This is a genomic window from Rothia nasimurium, from assembly GCF_928382285.1.
Lineage (GTDB): Bacteria > Actinomycetota > Actinomycetes > Actinomycetales > Micrococcaceae > Rothia > Rothia nasimurium_E.
Genome location: NZ_CAKMSS010000005.1, coordinates 153,057 through 168,359 on the forward strand (window position 1 = coordinate 153,057; position 15,303 = coordinate 168,359).

General features: G+C 47.6%; 13 protein-coding genes. 5 read left to right on the forward strand and 8 right to left on the reverse strand.

Annotation, left to right across the window (positions count from 1 at the left end):
• Positions 1-91: 91 nt before the first annotated feature.
• The 8 genes from L6758_RS07380 to L6758_RS07415 form a co-directional block, all read right to left on the reverse strand.
• Positions 92-757, reverse strand: a complete 666-nt coding sequence (locus L6758_RS07380) for an NAD(P)H-dependent oxidoreductase (protein ID WP_237205535.1) — start codon at positions 755-757, stop codon at positions 92-94.
• A gap of 573 nt (positions 758-1,330) precedes the next feature.
• Entirely contained in the window at positions 1,331-3,394 is a 2,064-nt protein-coding gene (gene drt3b, locus L6758_RS07385; protein WP_336603554.1) for an antiviral reverse transcriptase Drt3b, read from the reverse strand.
• Positions 3,387-4,796 (reverse strand): antiviral reverse transcriptase Drt3a, encoded by a 1,410-nt coding sequence (drt3a, locus tag L6758_RS07390; protein WP_237205537.1) that lies wholly within the window; start codon positions 4,794-4,796, stop codon positions 3,387-3,389. Before drt3a ends, drt3b begins: the two co-directional genes overlap by 8 nt.
• A gap of 16 nt (positions 4,797-4,812) precedes the next feature.
• Positions 4,813-7,365 (reverse strand): DEAD/DEAH box helicase family protein, encoded by a 2,553-nt coding sequence (locus tag L6758_RS07395; RefSeq protein ID WP_237205538.1) that lies wholly within the window; start codon positions 7,363-7,365, stop codon positions 4,813-4,815.
• Complete coding sequence (locus L6758_RS07400) at positions 7,362-8,987, reverse strand: Eco57I restriction-modification methylase domain-containing protein (protein ID WP_237205539.1); 1,626 nt, start codon at positions 8,985-8,987, stop codon at positions 7,362-7,364. Before L6758_RS07400 ends, L6758_RS07395 begins: the two co-directional genes overlap by 4 nt.
• Complete coding sequence (locus L6758_RS07405; protein ID WP_237205540.1) at positions 8,988-9,659, reverse strand: N-6 DNA methylase; 672 nt, start codon at positions 9,657-9,659, stop codon at positions 8,988-8,990.
• Between the two features lie 462 nt (positions 9,660-10,121).
• Positions 10,122-10,607: a hypothetical protein gene (locus tag L6758_RS07410; RefSeq protein WP_237205541.1), complete on the reverse strand. Its 486-nt coding sequence runs from the start codon at positions 10,605-10,607 to the stop codon at positions 10,122-10,124.
• A gap of 39 nt (positions 10,608-10,646) precedes the next feature.
• Positions 10,647-11,240 (reverse strand): Panacea domain-containing protein, encoded by a 594-nt coding sequence (locus L6758_RS07415; RefSeq protein WP_237205542.1) that lies wholly within the window; start codon positions 11,238-11,240, stop codon positions 10,647-10,649.
• 208 nt (positions 11,241-11,448) lie between these two features.
• Here L6758_RS07415 and L6758_RS07420 point away from each other — a divergent pair, with 208 nt between their 5' ends.
• The 5 genes from L6758_RS07420 (at position 11,449) to pheS (ending at position 15,302) form a co-directional block, all read left to right on the forward strand.
• Positions 11,449-12,384: a TrmH family RNA methyltransferase gene (locus L6758_RS07420; protein WP_237205543.1), complete on the forward strand. Its 936-nt coding sequence runs from the start codon at positions 11,449-11,451 to the stop codon at positions 12,382-12,384.
• On the forward strand, positions 12,384-12,827 hold the full coding sequence (locus L6758_RS07425) for a (deoxy)nucleoside triphosphate pyrophosphohydrolase (RefSeq protein ID WP_237205544.1): 444 nt from the start codon (positions 12,384-12,386) through the stop codon (positions 12,825-12,827). Before L6758_RS07420 ends, L6758_RS07425 begins: the two co-directional genes overlap by 1 nt.
• Before the next feature lie 110 nt (positions 12,828-12,937).
• Positions 12,938-13,462, forward strand: a complete 525-nt coding sequence (locus tag L6758_RS07430; RefSeq protein ID WP_237205545.1) for a hypothetical protein — start codon at positions 12,938-12,940, stop codon at positions 13,460-13,462.
• A 124-nt stretch (positions 13,463-13,586) separates the two neighbouring features.
• The gene (locus L6758_RS07435) at positions 13,587-14,027 is read left to right on the forward strand and encodes a hypothetical protein (protein ID WP_237205546.1); all 441 of its coding nucleotides are present in this window, start codon (positions 13,587-13,589) and stop codon (positions 14,025-14,027) included.
• A gap of 147 nt (positions 14,028-14,174) precedes the next feature.
• On the forward strand, positions 14,175-15,302 hold the full coding sequence (pheS, locus tag L6758_RS07440; RefSeq protein ID WP_237197152.1) for a phenylalanine--tRNA ligase subunit alpha: 1,128 nt from the start codon (positions 14,175-14,177) through the stop codon (positions 15,300-15,302).
• Position 15,303 lies beyond the last annotated feature (1 nt).

Below are 15,303 nucleotides of genomic sequence, written 5' to 3' on the forward strand. Positions count from 1 at the left end.
GCAAGAGCCCACCCTGTTTCCGTCCTGATGCGGACGGCGGTGGGGTGGGCTTTTCTGCGTTACTTGAAGTGTGCGGTGGGCTGGGGTCTAGTTAGTTGACCCAGGTGATGACCTCTTCGGCGGGCTTGCGGGTCTGGGGCCAGGGCAGCTCTTCAGCGCGGTAGCCAAGGGCCAGCATGGTGACGATGCCTTCGGTTTCGGGGTCGATGATGCCGTGATCGGCTAGCAGGGCGTTGACCTTGTCGGCGTTGAAGCCTTCGATGGGGCAGGAGTCAACGCCGATGAGAGCGGCTGCGGTCATCATGTTGCCCAGGGCGATGTAGGTTTGCTTGGCGGACCAGTCGAAGAGAGCACGGTCGGTGGTGAGGCCCATGTCGTTGACCTGGAAGCTCTTGTAGGTTTCGAGGGCTTTGGCGTGCTCTTCGGGGGAGAGATTGCGGGAGGCGAGTGAGGCTTGCATATGGGGGCCGTCGTGCTGCATGTCGCGCTTGGCTAGGAGCAGGACGAAGTGGCTTGCGCCGCCGAGCTGACGGGCAGCTCCCCAGCTGAAGGGCTTGAGAGCTTCACGGATCTCGGGGTTTTGCAGGACGACGAAGCGCCAGCCCTGAGCGCCGACGGAGCTGGGGGAGAGGCGAGCGGTTTCGAGGATGTAGGTGATGTCGTCGTCGCTGATTTTCTTCTCGGGATCGAAGAACTTGATGGCACGACGGCGCTGGGCGGCGTCGAGGACGAGCTGCTTGATGGCTTGGTTCTGCATGGGGTGATCCTTGTACGTTTGACGAGGAGTGGGTCTATTTAGGCAACGGTGAAAGGGCGTTAGTTATTCCGAGTTACAGGACTGAATGACGAAGAAAACCCAGATTCAACTGAATAATTTAAAATCCTGCTAATAAATGGAGAGCTGTGAGGAAAATCCTGACAACTCGCGAATGCTGATATCTGCCCTTCAGGTTAGCAAAACAAGTTTAGAAGAGCCGAAGGGCACTTAACGGCTTCATCCAGAGCGCTATGAGGGCACCTTATGAAAACTAATGTTTGAATTTTGGTTCCTGATGAATCCGTTGCCTAGTAATGAGTTCAACTTGTGAGTAAACCTGAAAATTAAGTGGGTGTAGCTCATGAGATTCTGAACTACACCCACCCAGAGGGTTCTCAATCTAGAGAGGCCGAGGTCTCGTGAAAGATGACCATCTAAATTTTGATTCAAATCCTTTAATTTTGAATCAAGTTGCACTGTGTGTGGTACGCCCAAACGGTGAATTTCCTACTCAGCTCCTAGGAATCTCAACCGCATCTATGAAAGTACTAGTAAAGGGTGCTTACAACGATACTAGTATACCTCAATAAATCTTTTTTTCAAGAGCTCTACGTGTAAGTCTGTAGACATCCAATCAGTAGGCCCTTGAAGAGTTCCTGGTTCACGGAATAAAGAATTCTGATTTCGTCCTTGCATAAAATTATTTACTTTTAGATTCTCTATTAAGCGTTTTCTATTGGTTTGACTTACTGCCGGGCATGATAGATACTCTAAAGCAAGAATCTGAACTTCAGTTGAGCTCAAGTCCAGCCCGGAGTCTAGCAGTTCTTTAAGTAAATCGAATATATCTGATAAAATTAATTGTATGTATTCATTACGCTTTGCAGAATCTTCCATACTAATTAAAACTTTCAAGAATACAGAGTAGATTATAGGTGATTTAATATTCCGTGTTTTTGTATACTTATAGAAATTAAAAATAGCGCTTAGATTGGTATGTTTGTCCGCGCTTGGAGATTTTGCTAAGCCTGAAATGAGATAAATAGTGTGAACCCCGGAAGTATCCTTTTTAATATCAAAATTAACTTGATTTAGAATCATTTTGTAGTAGAAATTTCTAAAATGATAATTTGTATTTATATCATCACAGGTGTCACGTAGAAATTTTTCTGCAGTTGATATCACTCTAAGTAGCTTTACTGCAGTTGTCTCGGCCCGATACGAGTTGTACAGATGAAAACAAACCTGCACGTAAGATTTTAGTCTTTCGCATATATAATCTGTATCTTTAGTATCTAAAGTTTGATTATGCGTATGGCAAATATTTATAAATCTATCAAGTTCCCGCTCCAAAATAGTTAGAGCTGCTTTCGAAATAACCGAGGTGTCCATATCGTTTTCAGACAATAGTTGGTTGTATGAAGAACATAGTTTTTCTGATCTAGAAAATCTTCGCTCCCCATCCAATGTAGGAGGGTAAGATGACTTTACAATATCATTGAAAGGTTCTGTAAAGTATTTTAGCGAGCTAGCAGCGTTTGTATTAGTTACTTGGCTTTTGGCTTCATTCAACATGAAACGATACTGATATAAACTATCTGATAATATGTCTCTTATTAAATTTAAGTCTTCAACTCTATTAGCAAATATAAAATAATCGTCCATATAACGATTAATAACATAATCCTCACCAAAAATAAGGTTTTTTTCAGAAATTATTTTCTCACAGGAAGTATCAATTTTTTGCATCAGAATTTCGTAGAATATTCTTGATAATTCACTACCGACAATGATTCCATGTGTTTCGTTATCATTCATTTTTTGTAGCAATTTGTCGAAAGTACCCGCGAAACTATAGCCTGTTTCTTTGATCTTCTGCTTTGTTACCTGTTTGCCATGAATTGACCAAGAGATTGAATGAGTGTAGACAGATGCAAAACAGTTTTGAATGTCTGTTTTAAGCATATAGTTATATTGGCGATTATTTTTTGCGTACTTGCCACTATCGTAATATCTTGATATTATCTCATAATCACTATAGTTAAAATAAGTTCGTTGTAAGTCATTTTCATTTTCTGAGATAGACTTAAAATTATAGATTTCCTCATCTCTCTTCCACTTATGAACTCTGAGTTTAATGTGGCTGGCTATAGATGTTGGTTTTCTTAGAGAGAATCTACTTTTTGAGCAGCTTTCAATGATTGAATATTTAAATAAATAGTAAAATATTGAAACTTGAATCTGTGATCCGTAATGAGGTATAGAAAGTACTCTGTAGCTTTCTGAGTTTTTTCTAATCTTATATGAGAACGGGGTGTAATGTTTGGACATAATTTTATCTACATTTAAATCAATTGTTCCTAATAATTTTGGGTCATCATTCCCTAAATTTGTCAATTTTGCGATATCTGTACCAAACAAAATATTTAAAAATATTCGTCTCTCGATACTCACATTAGTGAATCTAAGGTATAGTTTTTCTTTATTATTAGACGTCTTTGAAACTATCGATGGTTTCATTTGCTCAAGTTTTAGATAAATTTGGTTATTAGAGAAAAAAGGTGGGAGCTCGAAAGGTAGTGTTTCGGTTAGCAACGGGGAGAAGAGAGTATCTTTTCTCTTTATTGTTTTACGCAATTTCTTTCCATATTCTCTTAGCTGAATTTATTTTCTTGGGAGTCGTTTTGTAGAACGTCTGTTTTACGTAACCATCTTTGAAAGAAAGATTTTTTATATTTCTGGGAACTGGAATTGAAGAATTTATTTCTGTTTTTTGAATTGTAGCGTTAAGATAATGATCCAGCTGGCGAAGCCTAGAAGTTTTGTAATTTGTAATATGATGATTATTAAAATATGCACCAAAAACTTTTTTGCGTTTGTATGAGTTTAATTTGGAGTTACTTGTCAAGAAAAGAATTCGGTGGAATAATTCCTTTTGTGAACGGCCTAGCCCTTGCTGCCGTATAAATATTTCGAATGACTTATCAATACGCTTTTTGTACCGGCGGTATTTCTGGTCGCTAATATCGATCTGAACAATCTGCGAATTAAAAGCGGAATTTACTCTAGCATGCTGGTTAATTAAGAATTTATATCCGATAAAATTGAATGAATATGAATCTTGGCTTGGTTGCATGTGATAATTTATCGAAGTTTTACCATCATTTAAACTTAAATTCAGCGATCGCAGAAAATCCTCTATATTAGACTTTGTTAGATCCCCATTAGTTGTTGTACAATATTTTATTACCAAGAAGTCGTCGACAAATCTAAAGTAATGGTCGGGCTGGAATTTAGCTCTGAATTTTGAATCTAAATTCTCTAAAAAAATTGCTGCTAATGCTGAACTGAGTGCTACCCCTCTAGGGATACCGATCTCCATGGTAGAACCTGAAAGAACCAGGTACTCCGATAGCATCTTTCTTACTAGATGCTTGATGTTTTCATCAACTTCAAAATTTGAATCTAGTAATTCCAGCAGTTTCCTATGATCTATTGTTTCATAAAAACTCTGTATGTCAAACCTAGCGACATCACAAGGAACTTTCGTGTTTAATATGTTTTTTATTTGAGGAATTATATATTCCTTATTCTCTGTTTTTGTTTTATATTTTTCATTAAGATAGTTTTTTACACATAAATCAATTATTTTAAATATATATTCCGGATGGTCGGAGGAAAAAATTTTTTTACCTTGATATGTGCGGAAAGTTAGAGCCCATGTGAAATCAGGCGATTCTACTAAATTTTGTATTTCAATTGAGATTTCTGCAATTTTTGTATTTACTCGATACCTTAAGTATTTTTGATGTAACTCTCTAAGTCTTCTATATTTGCGAACACTGCTTCTTCTTTGAGAGGAGCCAGCGGGGAAGTTCGATATTTCAATTCTTTTCTGGGCTCTTATTTCACTTAGTGTAATGGATTTTTGGTTGATTTCTGGAAAGAGCTTCAGTATGGGCTTCCCTTTGTTTATTTCATCCTTCCAAACTTTATTAATATTCTGTTCACTAAATATTCCATATTTTTTGGATTGCATTTTCCTTTTATCCTTTCTATTTTGTAATTGCAGAGTCAAATAGGCCAATAGCTCTTAAATTTTTGTGACTGTGAATACCCGTATATGAGAGTGAGGCATCTTCATAGCGGCGGAATGCAAAAACTGCCTGATTCATATGCACCGAATTGAAAACCCGCAAACTAACCAGTAATTCGAAATCAGCAACGCTCAGGCCCGTAACTGTCTTAAATAAGTCCGGTTCAATCTTCGAAATAACATCCTGCAGGGTATTTTCGCGGAAATCGGTGAGATACATAAAAGCTGGAATGCGAGTTGCAAACTTGATAAGTTTTTCTTGAATCTTCTTTCGCTTATCTTTATATTCTTTCTCTTCCGCAGATAGTTTCTTCTTCTCGCGTGCAGACAAGGAAGCACCTTTAGACTTCTTCGTCTCAGAAACCTTGTCACTCTTATTAACTACAGTTTCAATGACATCAGTACCCAGGGCACGGAAGCCCTCAATCTGCATGATAGCTTCCATCGCAGCCTCACTATTCATGACCCTACGAAGCGTCGCATTATCAACATTTACCAAGACAGCTGACTCCCATTTACGAGCCAAAAGCGTCGCAGAGGTACCAGCCATAGCAATATCAAGAATGCTCCCAGCATCTATCTGAGTCATTTTCGCACCGTCGTAGGCAAGCACGGGCAAAAATTTAACCAACTCAGCCACCGAATTCTCAGGATTCGACTCGGACGGATTCAGCTTTTGGCCATACTCAGCTATCTGACGCAAAGCCCGCGTCGGTGCAAAATCAAAGACAAAAGCAACAGGCTTCAAGATATCTTCTCTGCTGGGATCATCACCATCAGGATTCCTAATCGACCACGGCGATTGAACCCGGAAAGCAGCCTGAAAATATGTTTCAGGGCTCGACAAGTTCCTCAACATTAAAATCGAAGACCATTGCTTGACTGTCACACCCGTGGTGAGCTTCCCACACGATAACGTAATCGTCTTAGAGCTATAACCACCACCAATAGCGTTACGAACGGGCGGTAAAGCCTCAACACCTACCCCAGCTTCGGCACCAGCTACAACCAAAACCTGATAATCATGCCAGTAGGTATTGTGCCTGGCCTTTAGAAGTCTAGCCATAGCATGACAAGCTGAAACATTAGGCAGGAACCAGAATGAGTGCTGTAGATACGGTAGGAGTCTAACGTCGGCGTAGGGGAAAGGCGGACGAGAACCTGAACGGAGAGCGTCTAGCTGAGTTGGTGCATGTTCACCACGAATCAGGTCTAACCATTTCTGCACATCTGATTCATGCACAAACCTAGCCTCAGCCCCGGTTCCTGTTGTTTCAAAGAAACTGTTGAGGTCGAACTCGTCAAACTCACCTTGACTTGCAATTGATAGAATATCGTCAGGCATTTGGTAGGTCATCAGGCGCATTTCAGGCAGGGAACCGTAGGGATTAAACTCGCCAGGGTGCTCCTGTTCCCAATCAACTTTCGCCTGTTGCTCATCGGTGTAGGTCCAGTTAAAGATTTGCTCTTCGATGAACTCACCACTGGTTAGAGCTTTAAAAGGTGTACCTGAGAGGTAAAGGTACGCCCTGGTTGTAATAGGTAGGAAGTCCTCTTCGGAATTGTTGAGTTCATCTAGTTCTTCGTCAAAAGTCCTAAGCGAGTCGTGAAATTCAGCCTTAAATTCTGCCTGACGTTCTTTGGCTTCTTCGCCTTCGAAAAGTTCCTTTGCTTTATCACGCCAGGCACCGAAATGGTACTCGTCAAAAATAACAAGGTCCCAGTTAATGGTGTGGAGCCACTCATTTTTAGCTTTGATGAGCCCTGTTGCCCTGTCCCGGCCCATTAGGTCTTGGAAAGACCCAAAATATACGAGTGGCCGTGAGGGGTCGTATTCTTCCTGTGCGGCTTTTCTCGACGCGTTGAGGTATTGCCATCCCTCAAAATCAATGTGAGATTCAAGGTCCTCTTGCCAGGCTGACTGTACTGCTGGTTTGAAGGTAACAACCAGAACGCGCTGGGCATTCATTTTTTGGGCCAGCTTATAAGCGGTAAAGGTTTTACCGAAACGCATTTTGGCGTTCCACAGGAATCGGGGCGTGACATCGGGTTCTTCGTGCCAGAGTGAAAAATAGTAATCGTAGGTAAAATCTACGGCACGTTGTTGTTCGGGGCGGAGCCCAAAAGTTTGGTGGCGCTTACCTGAAAAGACCTGGCCTAAACGGATTTCCTCAATGGCTGTTAATACATCGGTAACTGTGCAGCGAACCCACTCACGCGACGACCCAATAGCGGGGTTATCGAACCCTTTAGCCTTGAGATGGTTAATGACATCTCTATCCTTGAAAAGACTGCCATCCTGACGCTCTGCTAGGACATCTATGTGGAGGGTGTATTCCTGCTGCATTTGCCCTTGAGACTGCCGAATACGGTCATTGACATCAGCCTGGGTGGTCTGGCCAATCTTGATGAGACCCTCATAACCAGCAGGAGGGTTATTTGGTGTCCAAGCGTAGACCTTGAGACGGGCTGAGGGCTTTTCAGGGAGGAGCGCTTCAATCTTTTGACTCACAGCAGTTCTTCCTCCATGGGGTGAACAACCGACTGAATATGGGAGATTTCTTCTTCCGTTAGCCCGTACTTTGCAAATAAATCTTCATCAGTCCAAGAACGGTCCCAACTCTGAACAGGTACAAAGCTATAGACATGTTTTGGTGCGTCTTGAGTCGACTTTCTCAATGAAACCAGAAAACGTGCGAACTGGGTTCTAAGGTAGGAGGCTAGACTCTTTGCCTCATCCTCAGTGTCGAAGTGACCAGCAACTAGGTAGGTTTCAGTACAAGCTGATCCTGGCTCTGCGATGATAGGACGCGAGAGAAACATGGTTTCAACTGCGGCACTGGTGCCCTGAACTCTCGTCATCAAGACTTTCCACTGGTCAATCCAATCTTGATTAGATGGAATCTCATTTCTTTCCATCCAGCTAATACGTTGGGAACCAAAAAGAGTGATAGGGGATTCCATTCCCTTTGAATGTGCGTTTCCATGAACGTAAGTTCGTAGACCGAAAGGCTTTTGACTAGAAACCATTTTGTCCATGGTTTCTTCTTCAACGGCCTGTACCTTTTCGAGAATAGAAACCGCCTGGTTGGATCTCACTAGCACATCAAACTGGTCAAGGTACCGCTCGACTGGCTCTCCTGTGGGCTTGCCGTCCCAGATAGTTTGAACGCTACACTTACCGTCATGATTCTTATCCCAGAGGAAGTAGGAAACACCTCCACGAATTTTTACACCGGGGAAGGCCTCATAGAGTTTGGGGTAGTCTACGAGTGCTTTCATACGGTGGTCAGATAGCATTTTTTGCCGGTATTCATCTAAGCCCTTACCGCCAGCAAACCACCGGGACGGGGTAATAAAGACCGCAAACTTTGGGTCAAGCTCTAAAGCCTTCTCAACAAAGTGCTGGTAGATAGGAGAAGCAGAGGCCCCATGCCCACCATCTGAGAGCTGGTAAGGCGGGTTGCCAATCACGACGTCAAACTGCATATCTTCTCCAAAAATCTTTCTTATCAGTGTTCGAGGTTCGTCTGTGTGTATAAAAGCGTAGGCATGGGATTCAAAGTCGTCACCTCGGCTATATTCCGCTTCGTTAGCCCCACAGAAAGAACAGCGTCTATTGACGTAGGTGTACTTCTTTGTCTTAGCGTTTTTGCGACTGATTAGCTTCTTCTTCCCACCAGTCCAAGTGTGCTCCATCCGCTCAAACCAGATATTGCCGTCATCAGTCTCAAAAGCAGTGCAAATTGAATGTTTCTTCGAGGCCCACTTGGAACAATAAACACTACGCCGGGCTATTAGAGCCGTTATCTCAGTAATCGCTATCCCGTAGACCTGGCGGGTCAAAATATGATTGACCCTTTCTTGAACATCGGGAATTTTGTCTTCGAGCCCTTTTACCAGGCGTGAAGTAATTTCACGTAAGAAGACCCCTGACTTCGTGAAAGGGTCGAAAAATTTCACGTCAGGATTAGACCAAATATCCTCACCATAACGCTCCTCCCAGGAGCGAGCCACCTGGTCGAGCATAGCCACAGCCAAGGCGGGCGGGGTGAAAACCTCATCGTTTGAGAGGTTCGCTATGCAGGTCAAAACATCAGGGTTATGGCCCCTTAACAGAGTGTTTTCTGTCATCTATCCGTCCAGTTCTGCTATCTGCTTGACCGTCATTGGCTTGTGGGTGTGTACCGGATCAAAAATACTCTCTGCCTCAAGCTCCCCAAACAGACTATCTGTATGCTCATTACCTTGAGCAAGGTTCTTGCCCCTGGCAAGGTTCTCGAAAGAAAAATCTCGGCGCTGGAACTTACCCTTAGTCAGGTAGCCCCACTCAGGAAAAATAATTGCTTCGCCGTTTGGGCGGAATAAGGTCAGAGCATCAGCTTGAACAATATTGGCCTCAAGAACCTTACGAGCTGCTTTACCCCATTCGGGGGAGCTGCTGTCATTGATAAAAGCGTCAAAGATACTAGCCAGGTTCTCACGGCATATTTGGGCATTATCTTCAAGCAACTCGATACCGTATATGCACATCAGTCCGAGTAGGGCGTAGTGTCGGCGTTCAAACTCATTTTTGCCGTAACGGTCCTGAACAGTTGCTAATTTTCGGAGTAGCACCTGCACCAGAAAGTTGCCTTCACCGCAGGCTGGTTCCAGGAACCGTGAGTCGATACGTTCAGATTCATCTTTGACAAGGTTGAGCATTGCCTCAACGATATGAGCAGGTGTAAACACTTCACCATGGTCGGCAACTCGTTGTTTAGATTTAACGAGGAGCTCTTCCTTGAGATCAGCAGAATCTGCCATGATGTACCGCCTTGCAGTTATCGTCCGAACGGGGGGCGCTCTTATCGAGACTATCTACCACCCCTCAACATCATAACTTTTCGCTTACCAATTCGTTATCCCCATAAGCTGATACCTCAACTCAGATGGGCGTAAGCAATGCCTTGCCAGCAGCTACACGCCATGAGAGGTTACTTCTCTTTAACCTGAGCAACCGACCGACGCAACATGCTCACATTGGCCTCGGAATAAAACGGGTCTATTGGCACCTCAAAGGGAATCCTCTGTTCCCTCACCATCTTAATTGTCTCAGCCTTACCCCACCCCACTGCGTCCTTGCCATTCGCAGCCTTAAAGAGATCCAGCCCACTACCACCTCCAAGAGGTGGTGCGGGCTGAACGGTTAAGAAAAGACTACCACCTAGCTAGCAGAGCAAACAGGCCTATCTCCTTGAACTTCAACAGATTTACTTGCTTCTCGGGCTAGTTCTCATCAAGAAGGTCTTTAGCTTTCCTCTTTGCTCTCTCGCTGACCTGGGGACTAGCAACCACAGCCCTTAAAATCTGAAACAAGAAACTCAGGTTGCTCTCGTCCAGATAACCTGGGTTGACCATCTCAAATTCTCCCCTCTTCAAATCTTCAAGCGATAAAGAATGAACCGCATTGCAGTTCACCATCGTCTCACGAGGGAAGTACGGGGTCCGGCCACCAGGAATAACCACATAGGTATCTTCCGGGCGAACGTCAGGAAACAACCCTAAAGTTCTATGAATATTCGCCTTCCAACGAGACACCTTAGAACTACCATTCACCACGTAGTACAACTGCTGGCGCTTCTCATCAACACCTACAACAATAAAGTGGTGCCCTACTTCGCGGTTCGCAGAAAAGGGCTTATCGCCACGGAACTTGAAGACAGTGCCCACACGAACAGACAAGGCCCAAACATCAAGATTCTTCTCAAGCACAGCAAGCCCCCACCAAATGACTACTTACACGGTGGCCAGCTAAGAATGATCTAAAGCAAAAATATCGTGGGCAGCTTCCAGGGTCTGCTCATCCTGGGCAAAAAAAGAGTCACTCTCAGGGTTCAAAAAGAAATCCTCAAGAGACATTTTCCGACGGCTTTTAGGCTGAAGCTCAAAAAAACCTTCAAACTTCGACCACTCCGGGTACTGATGGGTAATCGAATTCGCCAGATAGAAAGGGTCAAAGCCCTTAAAAGTCTCCCACGACTTCTGAATCATCATCTTCTCAGAGGGTGACAACAAATCGTCACCGCATGAAGACTTCAGCGAAACCTCATGATTCGTGAAGTCAATAAACTCTTCAACAAACTGACGCTGATCAGGAGAAAGCAACGAATACCCAGTGCCAGATTCACGAATAACATCAAGACCCTCAGAAGCCACAGGGCCATTCTTCATCGCAACATAGCTATCGCCAGTAACAGTCCGGCCAAACTGACGCAGATGAAAACGGTCAGCAGCCCACACAAGCTTCATCAACTTTAAATGATTCACAGAGGACAAACCCTCGTTGTGGGCATGACGAAGGAACTGCTCAAAAATCTGAACATACTTTTCAAGATCAGTTTTCAAGATAACTCCTTACCATCAACCTGATAGCTGGGCGACGTTGACCAGAAAAGGGCGCGAAAAATACAGGTTCCGTGTTTACTACCTTACCAAGCACAGCTAACTCTGTCTGTGTCCCCGCACCCACTTTCTCATAAGAGTAAACCCACCCCACCGCGTCCTTCCCCACAAACCCACAAGCCAACAAACAAGCCGTGAGACAATAGAACCTATGGACTTCAAAGAACGCCTCAGCACCCCCGTCGTCATGGAAAACCCCCAGGCAGACCGTGTCAAAGACATCGCCAAGCTTGCTACCCGGGCAGCCCGCACTAAGACCGGGCACTTCCTGGTTGAGGGGCCGCAGGCCGTCCGCGAAGCCCTCAAAGCCCACCAGGTTAAGCCTCTGCTTGATGCCGTCTACATCACCGAACGCGCCTTCGACCGCCACCCCGACATCGTTGACCTGCTCGAAGACGTCCACGGCACCCCCACCCCCGAGCCCGGCCGCAAGGTCTTCATGCGCATGGTGACCGAGCCCGTCCTCGCCGCCATGGCCGAATCCGTCAGCCCCCAGGGCATCATCGCCGTCGCCTTCCAGAACGACATCGCCCCCTCCGACATCTGGGGTGAGGGAGCCATCAACCCCAAGCTCATCGCCGTCCTCGCCCGCGTTCAGGACCCCGGCAACGCCGGCACCATCCTGCGCGCCGCCGACGCCGCCGGCGCTGACCTCATCGTCACCACCAAGGGCGCAGTCGACCTCTACAACCCCAAGGCAGTGCGCTCCACTGCAGGCTCCCTCTTCCACGTGCCCGTTATCCAGGGCATCGACCTCGAAGACTTCGCCGAAGATGCTAAGGCTCAGGGCATCGGTGTGCTCGCAGCGGACGGCTACGGCCGCGTCTCCCTCGATGACCTACAGGACGCCGCCTTCGCCCTGCGTAACGGCGTCGAACCCCGTAAGAAGGTCAAGTATGACCTGGCCAAGCCCACCATGTGGCTCTTCGGCAACGAAGCGGCGGGCCTGAGCGATGAAGAGAAAGCCGCTGCCTCCCTGCGCGTGGCCGTTCCCCTGCGCGGGGCTGCCGAGTCGCTGAACGTCGGCATGGCAGCTGGTGTCTGCCTCTTTGCTTCATCCCTGGCCCAGAACCGCAAGGGCGACTAGTGGGAGAGCAGCCTACTGCCGTCTACCCGGTGCAGGTGGTCGGGGCGGCTATCGTCGATTCTTTGACCAGCCCCACCCGCCTGCTGGTGGGTCAGCGCTCGGCTCCTCCGGCGCTGGCGGGTCTCTGGGAGTTCCCTGGCGGCAAGGTCGAACCCGGTGAATCCTGCGAGGATGCCCTGCTCCGTGAACTGGGCGAAGAGCTGGGCATCACCGCCCAGCTCGGTACCGAGATTGTCGGCCCCCACCCCCAGGGTTGGGTGCTGAACGATAAAGCTGCTATGCGGGTCTGGTGGGCAAAAATTACGGACGGACGCGCCACCGCCCTGCAAGATCACGCCGAGTTGCGCTGGGTTCCGCTTGATGCCACGGTGCTGGAGCTACCCTGGATCCCCGCTGACTTTCCCATCGTTGAGGAGCTGTTGGCGGGCGTCCGCGCCGCTTAAGCTGTAGAGAAACGTCATAGAACTCGCCTCCAACAGAAAAATAAGGTGTCTGACTTTCCTTTCGGGTATAGTGTGTAGCACGCGACACATTTTTACATGGAGGTATAGATATGTCACAGACACCCTACGGAACTAATGATTACTCCGCGCCGAACGATACCCAGGCTATGTACATGGGCGATCAGCCGGGCTTCGGGCAGCAGCCGGTAGCCCCTGACGCTGAGCAGAAGCTTAAGCTTTCCCAGATGATTCTGCTGGGGAACCTGGCTGTCTATGTGATCATAGCTGTAGCTACCTATCTGCTGATTACCAAGCCGATGATGGATGCTTTCACATCTGACCCTGAATTTGCAGAGCTGGGTCTGGGGGGTCTAGGGGTAACGAGCACGCTTATCTCAACCGTTATCGGTGTTGCTCTCTATCTCTTGGTGTATCTGCTCATGGGTAAGCGTAAGAAGGTGGGGCGTATTCTTGGTTTCATCTTTGCAGGTATTGGAATTGCATCGAATCTTTTCAGTCTTACCATGTACTTCACCGAGATCGCGATTATGGCTCTGCTGGTGATTTCTATTGGGCTTGCTATCGCTTGGATTGTTGTTGCTGCTAACAAGTCAGTCTCAACTATCCTGCGCTAGACCCTGAACTTCTAGCTGTGATGGGCCCTCCGGTTGATCCGGAGGGCCCATTTCTGTGCGCGCTTCACATTCTTGTATCGTGAACGGCTAGTTGTTACGCTAAAAGAAAGGAGGCTGATGATTTATGAAAGAAAAAGAGAAACAGCAACTGGCTTTTAGCAGGGGAGAAGTGCCCACGGTCATCCGAGTAATGCAGGGCATGTTAGTGCTGTCGGGTATCGCTTACCTGACGCTAACGGTTACTTCCCTTGACATCAGCGGCACACGAGGAATCGTGAGTGCTGGTATTTCAATCGCCCTCACCTCCTTGTTATATATCTGGGTTATCCGCCGCACCGGCACCTGGCAAAAAGCAGGAGCTGCTAACCTGCTCGGGTTTGTCTGTACCGTCATCAGCACTGTTTCGCTTCTTTCGCTGGTCTGGGTTGCACCTCCTGCTGCCGGTGCAGTGGCTATGACCGGGTTCCTGGTGTGGTCTCTAGCCAACCTCACCTGGCTTGGCCTAACTTTCACCCCTGTTGCCCGTGCCTTCTTTGAACGGGTTGATGTTATTCCAGCGCCCTAAGTGCCTGCTGGTGGTCACTTACCTGCGGGCAGCGTCCGCTCCGTTCCCATTGAGCGCGAGCCTGCTTCACCTTTTTGCACTAAACTATTGTCTTGATGCCCTGGGTGCGGTAAGCGCCCGAAACCCACATTGTGAAGAGAAGTGCAGATGACTGATTCTTTGCCCGAGGTGCCTGAGAACCCCACACCCTTCCAGGTGCTGGCTAACATTCGCGCCATTCTAGAAAAAGACCCCGAGAACGGTCTGGCGACCGTCCGCGAAGCCTTCACCGCCGAGTTTGAGCGGGCTCAGAAGGAAATCGCCGAGAAGACTGCTGACTTTGAAGAACTCAAGCGTGTGCGCCTGGACTTTACCGGCGAAAAGGCTGGTTTTACTCTGGCCAATAAGCAGATGCGCGATCTGCGCAAGGAGCACAAGGCTGAGGTTGGCAAGATTATGGGTCAGGTGCGCGGACGCCTGACTAAGGCTCTTGAGGCCCGTAACGCTGAGCTGGAAGAAGAGCGGGACGCCCGTATTCTGGTTGAAGAGGCTGTGGACGTCACTGCCCACACTCCCCGCCGCCGTATCGGTGGCCGCCACCCCATCAGCGTCCTGCAGGAGCAGATGTGCGACATCTTCGTGGGCATGGGCTGGGAGATTGCCGACGGCCCCGAACTTGAGTCAGAGTGGTACAACTTTGATTCGCTGAACTTCAAGCCTGACCACCCGGCGCGTGAGCTGCAGGATACCTTCTTCGTGGAGCCCACTAGCGCCCACCTGATGCTGCGCACCCACACTTCACCGGTGCAGATGCGTTCCCTGCTGTCGCGTGACCTGCCCCTGTATGTGGTCTGCCCCGGCCAGGTCTACCGCACCGATGAGCTCGATGCCACCCACACCCCGGTCTTCCATCAGATTGAGGGCCTGGCCGTCGATAAGGGCCTGACCATGGCCGACCTTAAGGGCACCCTGGAGCACATGGCCCGCGCCATGTTCGGCGAAGAGGCAAAGATTCGTCTGCGCCCCAACTACTTCCCCTTCACTGAGCCCTCGGCCGAGCTGGACGTCTGGCACCCGGACGCCAAGGGCGGCCCCCGTTGGATCGAGTGGGGCGGCTGCGGCATGGTCAACCCCAACGTGCTGCGAGCAGCCGGCGTTGACCCCGAAGTTTACTCAGGTTTCGCTTTTGGTATGGGCATCGAACGTACCCTCATGTTCCGCAACGGTGTGCAGGATATGCGCGACATGATTGAAGGCGACGTCCGTTTCTCACAGCAGTTCAAGATGGAGATCTAAC